Origin of the sequence: Pannus brasiliensis CCIBt3594 (assembly GCF_036688125.1) — a bacterium.
GTDB classification, from domain to species: Bacteria; Cyanobacteriota; Cyanobacteriia; order Cyanobacteriales; family Microcystaceae; genus Pannus; species Pannus brasiliensis.
Genome location: NZ_JBAFSM010000046.1, coordinates 1 through 15,952 on the forward strand (window position 1 = coordinate 1; position 15,952 = coordinate 15,952).

13 protein-coding genes are annotated in these 15,952 nt (G+C 50.6%); 8 read left to right on the top strand and 5 right to left on the bottom strand.

The window, feature by feature from the left end; genetic code table 11:
- On the top strand, window positions 1-1,881 hold a 1,881-nt coding region (locus V0288_RS19410), incomplete at its 5' end, for a COR domain-containing protein (RefSeq protein WP_332866816.1).
- 133 nt (window positions 1,882-2,014) lie between these two features.
- Complete coding sequence (locus V0288_RS19415) at window positions 2,015-2,911, top strand: class II fructose-bisphosphate aldolase (protein WP_332866817.1); 897 nt, start codon at window positions 2,015-2,017, stop codon at window positions 2,909-2,911.
- Window positions 2,912-2,974: 63 nt separating this feature from the next.
- Here the strand turns inward: V0288_RS19415 and V0288_RS19420 are convergent, their stop codons facing one another.
- Both V0288_RS19420 and murJ read right to left on the bottom strand, forming a co-directional pair.
- Window positions 2,975-3,409: a pentapeptide repeat-containing protein gene (locus V0288_RS19420; RefSeq protein ID WP_332866818.1), complete on the bottom strand. Its 435-nt coding sequence runs from the start codon at window positions 3,407-3,409 to the stop codon at window positions 2,975-2,977.
- A 294-nt stretch (window positions 3,410-3,703) separates the two neighbouring features.
- Window positions 3,704-5,317 carry a murein biosynthesis integral membrane protein MurJ gene (gene murJ, locus V0288_RS19425; protein WP_332866819.1) on the bottom strand — a complete coding sequence of 538 codons (1,614 nt, stop codon included), beginning with the start codon at window positions 5,315-5,317 and terminating at the stop codon, window positions 3,704-3,706.
- 14 nt (window positions 5,318-5,331) lie between these two features.
- Between murJ and V0288_RS19430 the strand changes: the two genes are divergently transcribed.
- Genes V0288_RS19430 through V0288_RS19440 form a run of 3 tightly spaced genes read left to right on the top strand, consistent with a single transcriptional unit; the run spans window position 5,332 to window position 6,204 of the window.
- The gene (locus V0288_RS19430) at window positions 5,332-5,508 is read left to right on the top strand and encodes a hypothetical protein (RefSeq protein WP_332866820.1); all 177 of its coding nucleotides are present in this window, start codon (window positions 5,332-5,334) and stop codon (window positions 5,506-5,508) included.
- A gap of 52 nt (window positions 5,509-5,560) precedes the next feature.
- Complete coding sequence (locus tag V0288_RS19435) at window positions 5,561-5,860, top strand: nucleotidyltransferase family protein (protein ID WP_332866821.1); 300 nt, start codon at window positions 5,561-5,563, stop codon at window positions 5,858-5,860.
- Window positions 5,857-6,204, top strand: coding sequence for a HepT-like ribonuclease domain-containing protein (locus V0288_RS19440; protein ID WP_332866822.1), 348 nt, complete (start codon window positions 5,857-5,859; stop codon window positions 6,202-6,204). Before V0288_RS19435 ends, V0288_RS19440 begins: the two co-directional genes overlap by 4 nt.
- Window positions 6,205-6,404: 200 nt before the next feature.
- Here V0288_RS19440 and sir read toward each other — a convergent pair whose 3' ends face one another.
- Window positions 6,405-8,336 (bottom strand): sulfite reductase, ferredoxin dependent, encoded by a 1,932-nt coding sequence (gene sir / locus V0288_RS19445; RefSeq protein WP_332866823.1) that lies wholly within the window; start codon window positions 8,334-8,336, stop codon window positions 6,405-6,407.
- 867 nt (window positions 8,337-9,203) lie between these two features.
- Between sir and V0288_RS19450 the strand changes: the two genes are divergently transcribed.
- Both V0288_RS19450 and V0288_RS19455 read left to right on the top strand, forming a co-directional pair.
- Window positions 9,204-9,524: a BrnT family toxin gene (locus V0288_RS19450; protein ID WP_332866824.1), complete on the top strand. Its 321-nt coding sequence runs from the start codon at window positions 9,204-9,206 to the stop codon at window positions 9,522-9,524.
- 55 nt (window positions 9,525-9,579) lie between these two features.
- Window positions 9,580-9,702, top strand: coding sequence for a hypothetical protein (locus V0288_RS19455; protein ID WP_332866825.1), 123 nt, complete (start codon window positions 9,580-9,582; stop codon window positions 9,700-9,702).
- A gap of 87 nt (window positions 9,703-9,789) precedes the next feature.
- On the opposite strand, the gene gatB is transcribed toward V0288_RS19455, so the two are convergent.
- Window positions 9,790-11,262 (bottom strand): Asp-tRNA(Asn)/Glu-tRNA(Gln) amidotransferase subunit GatB, encoded by a 1,473-nt coding sequence (gene gatB / locus V0288_RS19460; protein WP_332866826.1) that lies wholly within the window; start codon window positions 11,260-11,262, stop codon window positions 9,790-9,792.
- Between the two features lie 178 nt (window positions 11,263-11,440).
- On the opposite strand from gatB, the gene V0288_RS19465 reads away from it, so the two are divergent.
- Window positions 11,441-12,670 (top strand): DNA cytosine methyltransferase, encoded by a 1,230-nt coding sequence (locus V0288_RS19465; protein WP_332866827.1) that lies wholly within the window; start codon window positions 11,441-11,443, stop codon window positions 12,668-12,670.
- 84 nt (window positions 12,671-12,754) lie between these two features.
- Here the strand turns inward: V0288_RS19465 and V0288_RS19470 are convergent, their stop codons facing one another.
- Entirely contained in the window at window positions 12,755-15,391 is a 2,637-nt protein-coding gene (locus tag V0288_RS19470) for an EAL domain-containing protein (RefSeq protein WP_332866828.1), read from the bottom strand.
- Window positions 15,392-15,952 lie beyond the last annotated feature (561 nt).

Here is a 15,952-nt window from a genome sequence, read left to right on the forward strand (position 1 = left end):
CCCGAATCGTTCGGCTCTCTCTCCAATTTAACCTCGCTTGATTTAAGAGGTAATCAACTGACCAGCCTGCCCGAATCGTTCGGCTCTCTCTCTAATTTAACCGGGCTTGATTTATTGAATAATCCTCTTGAAGACCCTCCTATCGAAGTGGCCAGCCGAGGTATTAAAGCTATACGTGAGTATTTTCGCCAGAAACAAGAAGTGGGTGAAGACACTCTTTATGAAGCGAAGCTCTTAATTGTCGGGGAAGGAGAAGCGGGAAAAACTACGTTAGCCAGACGGATCGACAATCCGAATTGTCCTCTACCTACTCTGGATGAATCGACAGAAGGGATCGACGTGAAAGAGTGGCATTTTAAGGTGGATAATAACAAAGACTTTCGGGTTAATATTTGGGATTTTGGTGGACAAGAGATTCTTCATGCCACTCATCAATTCTTTCTCACCAAGCGTTCTCTATACCTATTTGTCATTGATACTCGTAAGGAAAGCCCGAATCTATCTTATTGGCTACATATCGTCGAACTGCTCAGTGATAATAGTCCATTACTCCTGATCAAAAATGAAAAGAATAACTATACTGTCAATATTCCAGAAGCCCAGATCAAAGGACGTTTTGAAAATATCCGAGAGACTATTTCATGCAACTTTGCCGATAATCGAGGGTTAGAGGATATTGTTACCGCTATCAAGTACCGAATTCAAAAACTCCCTCATATCGGTAGTACCTTACCGAAAACGTGGATAAGGGTTAGAGAGGAATTAGAGAAAGACGAGCGAGATTATATCGCCATTGAAGAATATCTAAAAATCTGTGATACCAACGAATTTAAACAGAACAAAGACGCTTTACAACTCAGCCAGTATCTGCACGATATCGGAGTTATCTTACATTTTCAGGAAGATCCGCTATCTTCTTTATATAAAATAGTAATTCTTAAACCAGAATGGGCGACTCAGGCAGTATATAAGGTGATTAGATCGGAAACGGTAAAACAAAATCTTGGAAAATTTACCGGTCAAGATTTAAGCGATATTTGGCAGGCTAGAGAATATGCGGGAATGCGAGGGGAACTGCTTGACTTGATGATAAAATTTAAACTTTGCTACCAACTGCCGAATGAACCGAACACGTACATCGCCCCTCAACTCCTCGACATCAAGCCCCCTGAATACGGATGGAATGATCCCAATAATCTGATTCTTCGTTATTGCTATGATTTTATGCCCAAAGGAATTTTAAGCCGCTTTATTGTCGAATTACATCATTTAATCGACGAACCGAAAGTCTGGCGTACTGGAGTTGTCTTAAAAAAAGAAAATACCTGTGCGGAGGTTGTCGAGACTTACGATCAAAAAGAAATTAAAATCCAATTGTACGGAGTTAATAAACGAGATTTATTAACTACGATTACGGATAAGTTTGACGAGATCCATAGAAAATACAATCGATTGATTGTAGATAAACTAATTCCTTGCAATTGCCCAAAATGCCTAAATCAGCAAACCCCACATTTTTATCGATTAGAAATTTTAAAACAATTTCGGAGCGATCACGAAGAAGCGATCCAATGTCAAAAAAGTTACGAGATGATCAACGTTCGAGGCTTAATCGATGACTTTGAATCGGGTATCGGCGGACGAAATCTAGTTCCCTCGATCGATCGCGGAAAACTCATGAAAACGTTAACCCGTTTAGTTGAAGCACAATTTGACGAATTACAGTTCATCATCGATCCCCCGGCGGGAATTGTACCACCACCACCGGCCGCGCAATCGGCCCGGGTCTTCGCTTTGTTAAAATGGGCGGAATCTCCGGACGGATGTGGACTAGAGAAAATTCAAAAGGTTTTAGACGACGAAATTTTGAACGATCGATAGACAGATCCCGAAAGCTCGATCGAACTAGGGATCGAAAAGGTTAATCCCGAAGCGACGATCGAACCGGGCGGATCGATCGGGGAACGGTAGCGCTCTCCTGTAAAATATCTCCATTCCCCCCTCACCGACTCCTATGCTCGCTTCTACCCGCGAATTGCTGGAAACCGCCCGAAAAAATATCTACGCGATCGGCGCGTTCAATGTCTATAACCTAGAGGGCGTGAAAGCCGTCATTTCCGCGGCCGAAGAGTATCGCAGTCCCGCCATGCTCCAAATTCACCCCAGCGCGCTCAAATACGGAAAATTGCCCCTCGTGGCGATGTGTCTGGAAGCGGCGCGAACGGCTACCGTACCCATTTCCGTCCATCTCGACCATAGCACCAAAGCCGGCGATATTTACGATGCCCTCGAAGCGGGAATGACCTCGATCATGGCCGACGGTTCCCCCCTCTCCGACGAGGAAAATCTCGTTTTCACCCGCGAGATGACGCGATTGGCGCACGAGTACGGCGCGGTGGTGGAGGCGGAAATCGGTCGGATTAGCGGGACGGAGGACGGGCTAACGATCGCCGAAAAAGAAGCGAAAATGACCGATCCCGATCGGGCGCTGGAATTCGTGCGCGCCACCGGAGTCGATTCCCTAGCCGTCACCATCGGCAACGTCCACGGCGAGTATAAAAGTCCGCCCCGGTTAGATTTCGATCGCCTGGCGAGAATTCGCGAACTTCTCTCCATCCCCCTCGTTTTACACGGCGCGTCCGGTTTACCCGCGGAAATGATCGGTCGATCGATCCAGTTGGGAGTCTGTAAATTTAACGTCAATACCGAAGTCCGTCAGGCTTATTTACAAGCGTTAAAACAAGAAATCTGCGGTCAAAGTCCCAAGGATTTACTAGAAATCGCGGGAGAAGCGATCGACGCGATGAAAGAAGTGATCGCCGACAAATTAATCCTCTTCGGTTCGGTAGGAAAAGCCCATCTTCACGAAACTCCCTACGCGGAAATGTTAGCTCGATCGATCGGAAATTAAGGGTCATTCCCGTTCGAGAGCGCGCGTGTCGCGGGAAAAATCGCTCCGATTCCTCATTTCTCGTTATTGATCGCCACCGATCGCGATCCCCGTCCCGTATACTGCCGCATTCGTTAAGTTGATATCTTGCAGGGAGGCGTTAGCCACATCCGCGTCGTGAACGATCGCCGAGGTAAGATTGACTCGATCGAGATTCGCGCCGTTAAAGCTGGCATTCGTGGCGAAAACCCGCGTTAAATTGGCTCCTTTTAGATTCGCGCCCGTTAAATCCGCGCCCTCTAGGTTCGCGCCGGTTAAATTCGCGCCCTGTAAATTCGCCCCGCGGAGATCCGCGCCGATCAGATGCGCCCCGCTAAGATTCGCGCCGCCGAGATCGCAACGCGCGCACTCTCCGGTTTTTAATAACTTCTCGACGTGTCGGGGATTACTGGCGAAAACCGGATTAATGAGCGTTAAGGAACCGGCAAACACCAACGCCGCTAGTATAGTCCTTTTCATCGTTTTCGCCTCCAGGCGGTCTTTACCTCACACCTTCAGCGTAGAAAAAAAACACCGATCGCGACTTCCCCCGATCGGGCTAATCCTCCCGTTATCTTTCGTATGCTCGATTTTTCTCCCTCCCGTCCTATTCCCGGCAGACGAGGCCGAGCTTTCAGCGAAAAGTGAATCGATCGGGGGTTACAGTACCTTAGTAGGTCGGGTTGAGGCTGACAAACCCGACACGAAACCCCTCGGTTATTCTTACTTTTCTACGGGAAAAGATCGGTCGTTCGATCGCCGATCGAGCGTTCATTATTTCCGGAATACTTTCTTACGAACGCGAGAGATTAGAATCTCTAATTCCGGCAACTGTAAACGCGTCGCCCCCAACAGAAAGAAACCTACCGCCACCGTCACCGCGATCCCCAACTCTAGTAATTGTAAAAGCAAATTCCCGTGACCGATCGAGCGTTCCCAGCCCCACGTCACGCCCCAACTCGCCACACCGGATAACAGAGTAATCAACGCCAATCCCGATAACGTGAAAATCCATTCTCCTAACGGTAATCCCCCTAACCGACGGTGTAAGATCACCGTAAAAATCACCATCGAAGTAATATTAACCCCCACCGTAGCCAACACTAACCCCGGCGTTCCGAAAGGTTTATAAAAGAGAAAATCCAATAAACCGTTCAGGAAAATATTCAACATACTCACCTTGAAAGGTGTATCCCCGTCCCCCAGCGCGTAAAACACCCGCACCAACACATCGCGACCGAGATAGAAAAACATCCCGAAACCGTAAGCCATTAAAACGGGAACCACCTCCCGCGACGCGGCGAGATTGAACGCGCCCCGTTGATAGATAATCTGCACCACGGGGAAAGCGAGCGCGATAAAGATAGCGGTGAAGGGCAACATCGTTAACGCCGTCAAAACCAATCCCTGACGGATTCTATCCTTCAATTCCCCGCGTTTTTCCGGTTCCGTGAGGCGGGAGAAAACCGGCATGAACGGCACGAGAATCATGTTCGAGACGATGCCCAATGGCGTGAGAACGATAAAACTCGCGTATCGCATCGATGCGGCGGCGTTGGGGATGTAAGACGCGAAAAATAGGTCGGTATAGACGTTAATATGCAACATTCCCGAGGAGAGGGTGGCGGGAATCAGAACCCTGAGAACGTCGGAAACGCCGGGGATTCGCCAATCCCAGCGTAAGCGAATTTTTCCCATTCCCGCCTTGACTTGCGCGCCAACTTGTGCTAGCCATTGCCAGATCGCGCCGATTAATGTTCCCCCGGCGAGGACGAAAGACCCCAGTTGTAGGTACCGCGGCGAATCGATCTGAGATCCCAACTGCCAGAAGAGGATACCGACCCCGACAATCACCGCGAGACTGGAAAAAAGAGGGCTGAGACCGGGTAGCCAATATTGGTCGGAGGCGTTGAGAGTTCCGAAGCCGATGCCGATGAGACCGGCGAGAATGGCCATCGGGGCCATGATCTGCAATTGTTGAACGGCGATCGAGCGGGCCGGTTCCTGTAATCCTGGTGCGAGGAGATCGATAAAGTTTCCCGCGAAAGCGATGAGAATTACGGTTAAAAAGCCGAGAAAAACGGTTGTTAACGTCGTTACCGTCTCGACGATCGGTGCCGCTTCCGATTTGTCCCGTTTCGCGAGAACGCTGATCAGCGCGCTATGGAAAGGGCCGTTAATGCCGCCGAGAAGGATCAGCAGGAAACCGGGGATCACGTAGGCGTAAGCGTAGGCGTTAACGACCGGGCCCACCCCGTAGGCGGCGGCGATCACCTGTTCGCGGAAGAGGCCGAATATTTTACTGATCAGCGTGGCGGCGGCGACGATGCCCGCGATATTGGCGAGGGAACGGTTAGCTGGCGTACTAATGGCGACACCTCTAGGCAAAACTACAACATGGATTGATTTTACCCGTTCCCTGTTCCCATCGTTCGATTAGCGAGGGTTCGATCGAGGTTTCCGCGCTTCCTCTCGGACGAGATCGATCGGTCAGTCGATCGATCCTCTACAAGACCAACTCGTTCGGGTTAACCGTTTCCCAACGTACCATCGATATCCAGACTCAAAAAGATCGATGATTGAATCTATCTTGTTATAATTGACCGGAAGGTTCGCTCTCCCGGCTAGAAAATGATCGAGTTAGAAACGATAAAAACGCTATTAAAAAAACATCAATCCGTTTTTAAACAAAAGTACCGAATTAAACAATTAGGTGTTTTCGGTTCCTACGTTCGAGGTGAAGCGACGCGAGACAGCGATCTCGATATATTAGTAGAATTTGAAGCTGACTATCGTTTCGGCCTGTTAACTTTCTGTAAACTAGAAAACGATCTGAGTGATTTGTTAGGGGTGAAAGTCGATTTAGTGATGAAGGATAGTTTGAAACCGAAAATCGGTCAGCAAATTCTCTCGGAAGTTATTTATCTATGAGCGATCGATATAGCGAGGACTATTTACGAGATATGCTAGAGGCGATCGAACTAGCGATCGAGTTCACGGACGGAATGGAATTCGAGGAATTCACGGGGGATAAAAAGACGATTTTTGCGGTGACGAGAGCGATTCAGATTATCGGAGAAGCGGTCAAAAAAATTCCCGATACTACCCGACAGCAGTACCCACGAATACCGTGGAAAGACATCGCTAAAATGCGCGATAAAGTTACCCATCAATATTTTTCTGTCAAGCTGGATGTGGTTTGGGATACGATTAAACAGGATTTACCGCTTTTGAAAACGTCGATCGCCGATGTTTTAGCTAATTTTCGAGAATAGTCCACGGAGGATCGCGCCGCGACCGTGGAGGGGGTTAGGAATCGTTTTCGGGGTTCGATCGAGGTTTCCGCGCTTCCTCCCGGACGAGATCGATCGGTAAGTTGTTCGATCTATATCTTCTACACTTCCGCTCTATTCGATCGAGGGATATTAAAACAGAATCGGGTGAGCCATCGCCCACCCGATCGATCTAGAATTCCCTACGATTGTTTCGCGAAATAGGCTTCTAGTGCCTCGTTAATAATCTGGTTCATCGGGCGTTTTTCCGTTTCCGCGGCCTGTTTGAGACGGACGAACATCTCGTCGGGGACGCTGACGCGGTTTTGATTTTTTCGGACTCGTTTGGGTTTATCGGCAGGGGTGTCGCTCATATCGGGTGTGTAGGTTGCGGAAAATTCTTGGAGAGCGGTAAAACCGATTCGGTGACAGAATTCGCCGAAAGTTTCGTTTTCTTGTTTTTCTTTGCGGAAAAGTACGAAAATCGGCTCTAAAACCGTCTCTAGATCGTCGATCGACATTTTATCGATATAGGCTTTCGCGAGTCGGGTTTGATCCGCGTTTCCCCCTAACCAGAGTTGGTAGGATTCCGGGGCGCTCCCGACGAAACCCAGTTCGGCCATGTAGGGACGGGCGCAACCGTTGGGGCATCCCGTCATCCGGATCACGAATTCTTCTTTTTCCAGTCCGAGACGGTTTAATAAAGCGCGAATTCGATCGATCACCGAGGGTAGAATTCGCTCCGACTCTGTTACCGCTAACCCGCAGGTAGGCAACGCGGGACAAGCCATCGAGTAACGCGTGAGGGGATCGATTTCCGTCGGGTTCGTAATTACTCCGTATTCGCGAAGGAGGGAATCGATCGCTTCTTTGTCGTCCGGCTCGATCTCGTAGAGTAGGATATTATGATTCGGGGTCAGTCGGATCGGTAATTGCAAGCGCTCGACGATCGTTTTCAGCGCGCTTTTCAGTCGGAAAGTTCCCTCGTCTTTTACCCGGCCGTTTTCCACGGAAATCCCGAGAAAGAATTTCCCGTCTCCCTGATCGTTCCAGCCTAGATAGTCCTCGTATTTCCAATCCGGCAGAAGTTTAAACGGTTCGATTTCCTTCCCGAAATAACCCTCGACGGTGTGTTTAAATTTCTCCACCCCCCAATCTTCGAGGAGGTATTTCATCCGCGCGTGACGGCGATCGCTTCGATTCCCGTAATCTCTCTGGGTGGCTACGATCGCTTTCACCAGATCGTACACATCCTCGCGCGCCACGTACCCGATCGGATCGGCCATCCGGGGGAACGTATCCTCTTTATTATGGGTGCGTCCCAATCCACCCCCGGCGAGAACATTAAACCCCTCTAACTCGCCGTTTTCATTCGTGATAACGACTAAACCGACATCGTTCGTGTAGATATCGATCGAATTATCCCCCGGAACCGTGACGGCGATTTTAAATTTCCGGGGCATAAAATGTTTCCCGTAAATCGGTTCGCTCTCGTCGGGGAGATTGGTTCCGTGGAGATTTTTCTGCCGCGCGGCTTTCACTTCCGGCGCTTCCTCGGCACTAATAATCTTTTCCCCGTCCAACCAGATCTCGTAATACGCGCCGGACTGCGGGGCGAGTAAATCGGCGACTTTATCGGCGTATTCCCACGCGTAGCCGTATTCCGGGCGATTTTTAAACGGCGCGGGAGGAGCCATCACGTTCCGGTTAATATCGCCGCAAGCGCCGAGGGTAGACCCCATATTCCGGACGATTTCGGCGATCGTAGCCTTCAGATTCTTCTTGAGAACGCCGTGTAATTGGAAACCCTGACGGGTGGTGACGCGAAGAGTCCCGTTCCCGTGGAGATCGGCCAGTCGATCGAGCGTGAGATACAGTCGCGGGGGAATGAAACCGCCAGGACTCCGGGTTCGCAACATCATCTGATAATCTTTTTCCTGCCCTTTCACGCGATTATCGCGGTTATCCTGCTGGTAGGAACCGTGAAATTTGAGGATCTGGGTCGCGTCCTCGCTGAAATGAGTCGTATCTTGCAGAATTTCGGTCGCCACGGGTTCTCGTAGGTAGTGGCTCCGTTCTTTAAGGCCTTCGACTTTGGAAACTTTGACGCTGGGGGGAATGGGAGTATTAACCATCGTGTTGATCGCGCGCTAACCCGTGAGTATGTTTTCTGACTTCTGTTGACCGCTCGTTTCCGTCCGCTTTCTGCCGATTCAGTCCACGGTAACTATTCTATAAACGCTCGCCCGATACCTGAATTGTTCCTTAAGATTATCTCCAGAGTGTGCGATTGCCTGAAGAGAAACGGTAGCGATCGTGACATGATCTCTATCTTAGCGTCTTATCGATCGGGGCGAAAGCGATCGCCAATGGAGACACCCAATCGGCTGAAGTTGATCAACGGGAGATCGATCGCATTTCTTGGAAGAGCTTGATTATGGATAGGTTTCTAAAGGTCGCGATCGCTCGTTCTATTGATGGCGATCGCCAGAGAGAACGGAAAACGTCCTGTAGCAAACGCTTGATAAAAAAAGAATTGTCAATCCCCCCCATTTCTTAAAATCATATTGTTAGAATGGAAAGGTAAAAAAAAATCTACCGATCGGCAATGATCGATTCAAAAAACAAAACTAAAATATTCAAGCTCATGAAAAGAAAAAATATACAAAAAAACCGAAAACTCTCTCTGACAAAGCTTTTTAAGCCTTTAAAACCTTATATTAAATCCCCAAAGCATACCAAAAAACAAGTGGAATCAGACGATAAGCGTAACCCAAATCCATATCAAGAATTATTCGGACAGTCTATCAGACGGTATACCGCAAAAGCGGTTAGCAAACTATTAGGCCGAGTCCTGTAACGACACGGGACGAACGAGGGACCGAGCTTTACCGCCCTCATCTTGAGGAAAATGCTCGATTCCCCGTTACGACCCGTAACTGCCCCTATACACCGAATATAAATCTCTATTTTAAAATTACACTGAAATTCGAGCTTTTACTATGAATTTTGAAGAATTTGACTGGGATGAAGCGAAGCGTCTCTCTAATCTAGAGAATCACGAGATAGATTTCGCGGGTGTTCCCCCTATTTTTGACAGCCCTTGCGTTATCCGGGAAGATAAACGCCGCGATTATGGAGAAATACGAATGATCGTCTTGGGGGAGTTAAGAGGGGAAATCTGTTATGTCGTCTATACTGTAAGAGAAGAAACCTGCCGATTGATTAGTGCTAGGAGGGCTAATGAGCGCGAGAGAAAGAAGTATCGAGAGATTATCGCGGCGGAGAAAAAGCTCCCTCCAGCAGACGAAAAGCGTTTATAGAAGAAATAATCCTGAAAATCCTCAAGATTTAACCGATTGGGATAGCGTTCATTCGATGACCGAGGAAGAGATCGAACGGAACGCGCTTTCCGACCCCGACGCGTTACCCTTCGAGGATGATTGGGAAGACGCGATCGTCGTTTACCCTAAAAACAGTAGAACCCGTAGGGTGGATTAGCGAAGCGTAATCCACCGAGAATCATCTTCAATACTCGACAATCGGGGAAAATCGGACATTATCACCGGTTTACCCCGATTATCGCATTTATCCCTGTAGCTTCTGATCTAACAGTTGGTTGGTGAGTTTCGGATCGGCTTTCCCGCCGCTTTTTTTCATCACCTGACCGACGAAAAAGCCCTTGAGATTGGTTTTACCCGATCGATATTTCTCCAACTCTCCCGGATGGGCCGCGATAATCTCGTCGATGAGGGATTCGATCGCCGAAGTATCGGAAATCTGGATCAATCCTTTTTTCTCCACGAGAGCCTGGGGGGAACCGCCCTCGGTTAGCAGTTCCGGAAGGATTTCCTTGGCGATCTTGCCGCTTATCGTGCCATTTTCGATTAATTTGACCAATTCCGCTAAACCCTCGGCTTTTAGCGCGATTTCGGCGATAGTCAATTTATTATTGTTGAGATAGGCGGCGATGTCCTGACTGATCCAGTTGGCGACGAGTTTGGCGTTTCCCCCACCCGCGACGGCGGTTTCAAAATACTCCGCCACCGCTCGATCATCGGTCAAAACGCGGGCATCGTAGGCGGAAAGCCCGAATTCCTCCTCGTAACGCAGGCGTTTCTTGGCGGGAAGTTCCGGGAGTTGATTTTTCCAGTTTTCCAACTGTTCCGCGGACACTTCTAGCGGGGGGAGATCCGGTTCGGGGAAATAGCGATAATCGCTAGAACCCTCTTTTTTCCGCATACTGATAGTGCGTTGGCTGGCTTCCTCCCAAAGACGGGTTTCCTGTACGATTTTCTCGCCATTCTCGATCGCCTCGATCTGCCGTTCGATCTCGTACTCGATCGCTTTTTGAATGGCGCTGAAGGAGTTCATATTTTTAATCTCCACCTTCGTGCCGAATTTCGTCTCGCCTTTTTTACGGACGGAAATATTCACGTCACAGCGTAGCGAACCCTCCTGCATATTCCCGTCGCTAATGCCCAGATAGCGAACGAGACGGCGTAATTCTTGCGCGTACTCGGCCGCTTCCTGTCCCGTCCGCAGATCCGGTTCGGAGACGATTTCCAACAGGGGAACCCCGGTACGGTTGAAATCCACGAGGGAATGCGTCGAACCCGACAGCCGTTCACTCCCCGCGTGAACCAGTTTTCCCGCGTCCTCCTCCATGTGGAGACGGGTGATCCCGATGGTTTTGCGGCTAACTTCCTTGGTTTTTTTATCGACGATCTCGATCTCCAGTTTGCCGTGTTCGACGATCGGCAGATCGAACTGGGAAATCTGGTAATTTTTGGGGAGATCGGGATAGAAATACTGTTTGCGATCGAATTTACTGTGGGGCGCGATCTGTCCCTCGATAGCGAGTCCTAGCTTGACCGCGCTGGCGAGAACTTCTTCATTGAGGACGGGTAAAACCCCCGGATAGCCCAAGCAGACGGGACAGACGTTCGTGTTCGGGGGACTGTCGAAAGTGGTGGAACAGGTACAGAAAATTTTGCTCTCGGTGTTGAGTTGGCAGTGGGTTTCGAGTCCGATAATCGCTTCGTATTCAGAGGAAGACATAATTTATAGCAGGAGTCAGGAGTCAGGAGTCACCGAGTCAGGAGTAAAACCGGATCGATCGCTGTAAAGTCACCTCTCACCGGTGATACCCCCTACAATTCGGGGGTAACTCACGCGACTCTCGTGAATTGTTATATCATTGTATCTCTCTTTTGAAGCTGGGTTCTACGGTACGGTGATGTCTGCGACGAAACGGGTTTTATCGTTATTTTCCGGTTGTGGGGGGATGGATCTGGGGTTAGAGGGCGATTTTCGGGTACATCGCGATTGTGTGAACGAGGCGATCTACCCGCACTGGATCGCCGAAAAAGAGGGGGATCGGGTTCTTTTAGCGAAAACGAGCTTTGAAACGGTGTTCGCGAACGATGTCACCCCGATCGCCCGGAACTCGTGGATTCCCTATTTCGAGAAACGGGGACGGAAAGACGCGTTTCATCTCGGAAGTATCGTCGATCTGGTGAAAGCGACCGAAAGGGGGGAATTTCGCTTTCCGGAAAATATCGATCTGGTGACGGGAGGTTTTCCCTGTCAAGATTTTAGCGTCTCCGGCAAGCGGAAAGGGTTCGAGTCCCACAAGAGTCACACGGGGAAATTATTAGAGGAAACCGAAGATAAACTCGCGGAAAATCGCGGCAAATTATATTACTGGATGAAACAGGCGATCGAGTTAACTTTACCGAATGCATTTATCGCCGAAAATGTCAAGGGGTTAATCTCGTTAACCAACGCGAAAGAAATTATCGAGGAAGATTTTCGATCGATTGGCGAGAAAGGCTATCTCGTCCTTCCGAAACTTTTATTCGCGCCGGATTACGGGGTTCCCCAGCGCCGGGAACGGATTTTATTTATCGGGTTGAATAAAGCCTTTTTGCGGCCGGAAGTGGTGGAGGCGCTACAGTCCGGGGAACTCGATCCTTTCCCGGCGAAAACCCACGCGCCGAACCCGATGTATCCCGGTAAAGCCTATAGTACCGTTCGATCGATCCTCGCGGGATTACGGGAACCGGAGGAAGAAACGCGGGATCTCGCGCAGATGAAATATTCGAGGGCGAAACATTACGGGAAAATGCAGGGACAGGTGGAGGTAGATTTAAACGGGTTAAGTCCGACGATTCGATCGGAACATCACGGCAATATCGAGTTTAGAAGACTCTCGCGGGAGTTAGGAGGAAAACACGTCGAGGAGTTAGAATCGGGGCTAAAGATGCGCCGGTTAACGGTGCGCGAGTGCGCGAGAATTCAAACCTTTCCCGACGATTACGAGTTCGTCCGGGAGAAAACGAATTCCCCCGATTATCCCCTCTCGGCCACCGACGGTTACAAGTTAATCGGTAACGCGGTTCCCCCGTTATTGGCCTATCACCTAGCGCGACATTTAGAGTCGATCTGGGGAGATTTATTCGAGTGATCGAATGGGGTTCGGGGGTGGATTTTGGGAAATGAGGATCTTGGGGAGGTGACGCGTTACGCGAGGCTAACGCGCCCTACGGTTTTATTCCGTCGAGATCGATATTTTGCCTTGTTGACTTAACAGTTGACCGATCGCTTCCGCGGATATAGGACGGCTGAAATAGTAGCCCTGCGCCTCCTCACAGCCGAGATCTTGCAGGAAGTCGAGTTGTTGACGGGTTTCTACCCCCTCGGCGACGATCCGGAAGTGGAAGCCCTTACCGAGCGCGACCGCCGCCGAGACGATCGCCCGTTCGCCGTCACTACCCCGGAGGTCGCGAACGAAGTTCTGATCGAGTTTCAGGGTGCGGAAGGGGAATTGTTGGAGATAGCCCAGGGCCGAGTATCCCGTGCCGAAGTCATCGAGCGCGACGCGAACCCCTAGATTCTGGAGATCCTGGAAGATCTGCCGGGCAGATGATAGATTCTGTCGGAGGATTTTCTCGGTAATCTCGATCTCTAACCATTGGGGATCGAGACCGGTTTTTTCGAGAACGCGGGCGATCGTCTCGACGAGATTCGGTCGGGCGAATTCCGGGTTGGAGAGGTTCACGCAGACGGGAACCGGGGGTAAGCCGTCTTTCTGCCAGGAGATCGCCTGCTCGCAGGCTTTCGTTAACACCCACTTGCCGATCGGTAGGAGTATATCGGTTTTTTCCGCGAGGGCTAGGAATTTAGCGGGGGAGAGAACGCCCGAAGGAGGATGATTCCAGCGGAGAAAAGCCTCGATCCCGGTAATTCTTCCGCTCGCTACGGCGATTTGAGGCTGGTAGACCAGGGCAAATTCCTGTTTATCGAGCGCTTGATGGAGGAGGGTTTCGAGTTTGAGGAACGTTCCGGCTTCTTCGGCGAGCGCGGGGCTATAGAACTGATACTGACCGCGGCCGGCTTCTTTCGCGCGATGGAGGGCGGCCGAAGCGTTTTTGAGCAGGGTTTCCTCGTCTTCCCCGTCTTGCGGGTAGAGGGCGATCCCGATGCTCGCGCGCGGTTGCAGGGTGTTCCCCTCGACCTCGATCGGGGTTTTCAGCGAGTCGAAGATTCTCTCGGCGAGTCGGATCGTGTCTTCGGTTTTGCGGGGACGGGGTAGGAGAATGGTGAACTCGTCGCTTCCCCAACGGGCGATCGCGTCGCCACCACTGATGAGAACACTTAAACGCCTCCCGAACTCTTGCAGAACCCGATCGCCGATCGAGTGACCGAGCGCGTGATTGATATTTTTAAAAGAATCGAGATTGACGAACAGCACCGCGAGTAGGGTGTGATTCCGTCGCGCGTTGGCCAGCGCCAGCGTTAGTTGTCGCTCGAACAGGAGACGGTTGGGGAGATCGGTCAGGGCATCGTGTAGGCTCTGATAGTAGAGTCTTTCCTCGAACCGTTTCCGCTCGCCGATGTCGCGGACGCTAAAACAAAAAATATCCCGGCCGTTGAGATTCGAGCGGGTGATTTTTTCCTCCACGGTGATCAGGGAACCGTCCCGGCCGCGATGCAGGGACTCCTCGACATAGAAAGGTTTTTCCGGTTCGAGATCCCCCAACTGACTATCCAGATTCTCCCGATCGACGGCGATTAACCCGTAGAGCGCGCGCCCGATCAATTCCCGCTCGGTATATCCCAGTAATTTACAGTAGGCGAGATTGGTTTCGAGAATTTTTTTCTCTTCCGCGTCTATTAAGAAAATTCCTTCCGTGGACTGTTCCCGTATAAATCGAAAATAATCCGATTTAATCGCATTTTTTTCTTCATTTTCTTTATATTTCGTGATGTCCACGCAAAAAGTACGAACGATCCGTTCCGGGGTGAAAGTAATGTACTGCTCGAAAAATTTGCCCTCGATCTCTAACTCCCGCGAGAAAGAGGTACTATTGTCCGCGAGGCTCTGTTCGGCCAAACCTTGCAAGAGGGGATGTTGGCCTTGCCGTTGACCGAGATCGGGAAATCGCCGGGACGCGGCGGCATTCTGGTAGAGAATCTCCCCCGATTGGTTGAATTCGACAATCGGGTACGGGCTATAATCGGCGATCGAGAACGAGGGGGAAGGGGAAGGGGGAGGGGAGGACGCGGGCGCCGGTTTCGGGAGAGCGAAGGCGATCGTGTGATTTTCCTCGTCGTGAAAGTCGCTCTCTTTTTCGAGAAAACCGGTGATCGAGAGTTCGGGGGAAAGATCGGCCAGATCCTCGCTGTCGAGGAATTCGAGGTCGGTATTGGCGGGGACGACCTGATAGATGGCTCTCGCCTTACTCCCGAAGTGAATCGTGTCGCCCGGTCGTAGTTCGTGGGAGAGGCTGTATTTGCCGTTCACCGTGATGCCGTTCGTACTTTTTTTCCCGTGTAGATCCCCATCGATCACCCGATAGAAATCCTGTTGATTTTGATAGTCCGTGACCCGCAGTAAGGTAGCGTGATGGCGGGAGACCTGTCGATCGTAGATAATGATCGAGCAACTCGGATCGCGACCGAGGGTATAGGAATTTTCCCGAAGCGCGACGATCCGTTTCGATTTTTGGTCTTCAACAACTAAAATATGGCGAACATCCCGTGCGTTACTCATCGAGAATCGTGGGTTAGAAACCCCGTCCTTCTGGGACGGCTTGACATTCCCTCGCGGGACACCGGTTTTTGTTCCCGATCGGGCGAGAACCGGCCAACTCGTTCGAGTTCCTTCGCCCACCGTTAGAAACATGACTTGTCTTGAGCGACCCCCGCGCCGATCGCCAAGGACGCGCCGAAGGCGATCGGTCGCGCGAGGGAATCCGAACCGGGGAAGCCTTCGGAAGTCTTGAGTATCTAACGGCTCTACGGGCTATTCACCGCTTACGTTGCCAGAATCGGTTCTAGCGCTCCCCGCCCTTCAAGGGCGAGGCGGGTGAATGGGGATCGCTACTGAAGCTGAGGAGCTACCCTTAGAATTCCCGGAAAAACTCTCTTGATAACAGGGCGGGAATTTTTATTCGCTCGCCCCGTTCACCGGTCGATCGAACGGTTGACCCGAGAACCCGGACGGAATGACCGCTCGATCGATGGGAAAAGGAGATAGAAGAAAAGTAGGGGCGGGTTTTGTTGTCAAGATAACGTTTCCTAAAAACCTGTCGGCTAAACCCGCCCCGACGGCCCGTACAGGAGTCCGGAGAAATCCTTACCGGTGGTCTCCCGAAAGATCTCCTAAAATACCAATTTAGGTTCTCCCCGTCCCGCCAATTCGTTTGTTAGCGCGGCCGAAATGAAACCGAACCCGCGAAAAGTT

What these genes read in the sequence shown, in the direction of transcription:
- V0288_RS19415 (WP_332866817.1), top strand. Translation starts at nt 2,015, where the DNA reads ATGCTCGCTTCTACCCGCGAATTGCTGGAAACCGCCCGAAAAAATATC.
- V0288_RS19420 (WP_332866818.1), bottom strand. Translation starts at nt 3,409, where the DNA reads ATGAAAAGGACTATACTAGCGGCGTTGGTGTTTGCCGGTTCCTTAACG.
- V0288_RS19435 (WP_332866821.1), top strand. Translation starts at nt 5,561, where the DNA reads ATGATCGAGTTAGAAACGATAAAAACGCTATTAAAAAAACATCAATCC.
- V0288_RS19440 (WP_332866822.1), top strand. Translation starts at nt 5,857, where the DNA reads ATGAGCGATCGATATAGCGAGGACTATTTACGAGATATGCTAGAGGCG.
- sir (WP_332866823.1), bottom strand. Translation starts at nt 8,336, where the DNA reads ATGGTTAATACTCCCATTCCCCCCAGCGTCAAAGTTTCCAAAGTCGAA.
- V0288_RS19450 (WP_332866824.1), top strand. Translation starts at nt 9,204, where the DNA reads ATGAATTTTGAAGAATTTGACTGGGATGAAGCGAAGCGTCTCTCTAAT.
- V0288_RS19455 (WP_332866825.1), top strand. Translation starts at nt 9,580, where the DNA reads ATGACCGAGGAAGAGATCGAACGGAACGCGCTTTCCGACCCCGACGCG.
- gatB (WP_332866826.1), bottom strand. Translation starts at nt 11,262, where the DNA reads ATGTCTTCCTCTGAATACGAAGCGATTATCGGACTCGAAACCCACTGC.
- V0288_RS19465 (WP_332866827.1), top strand. Translation starts at nt 11,441, where the DNA reads ATGTCTGCGACGAAACGGGTTTTATCGTTATTTTCCGGTTGTGGGGGG.
- V0288_RS19470 (WP_332866828.1), bottom strand. Translation starts at nt 15,391, where the DNA reads ATGTTTCTAACGGTGGGCGAAGGAACTCGAACGAGTTGGCCGGTTCTC.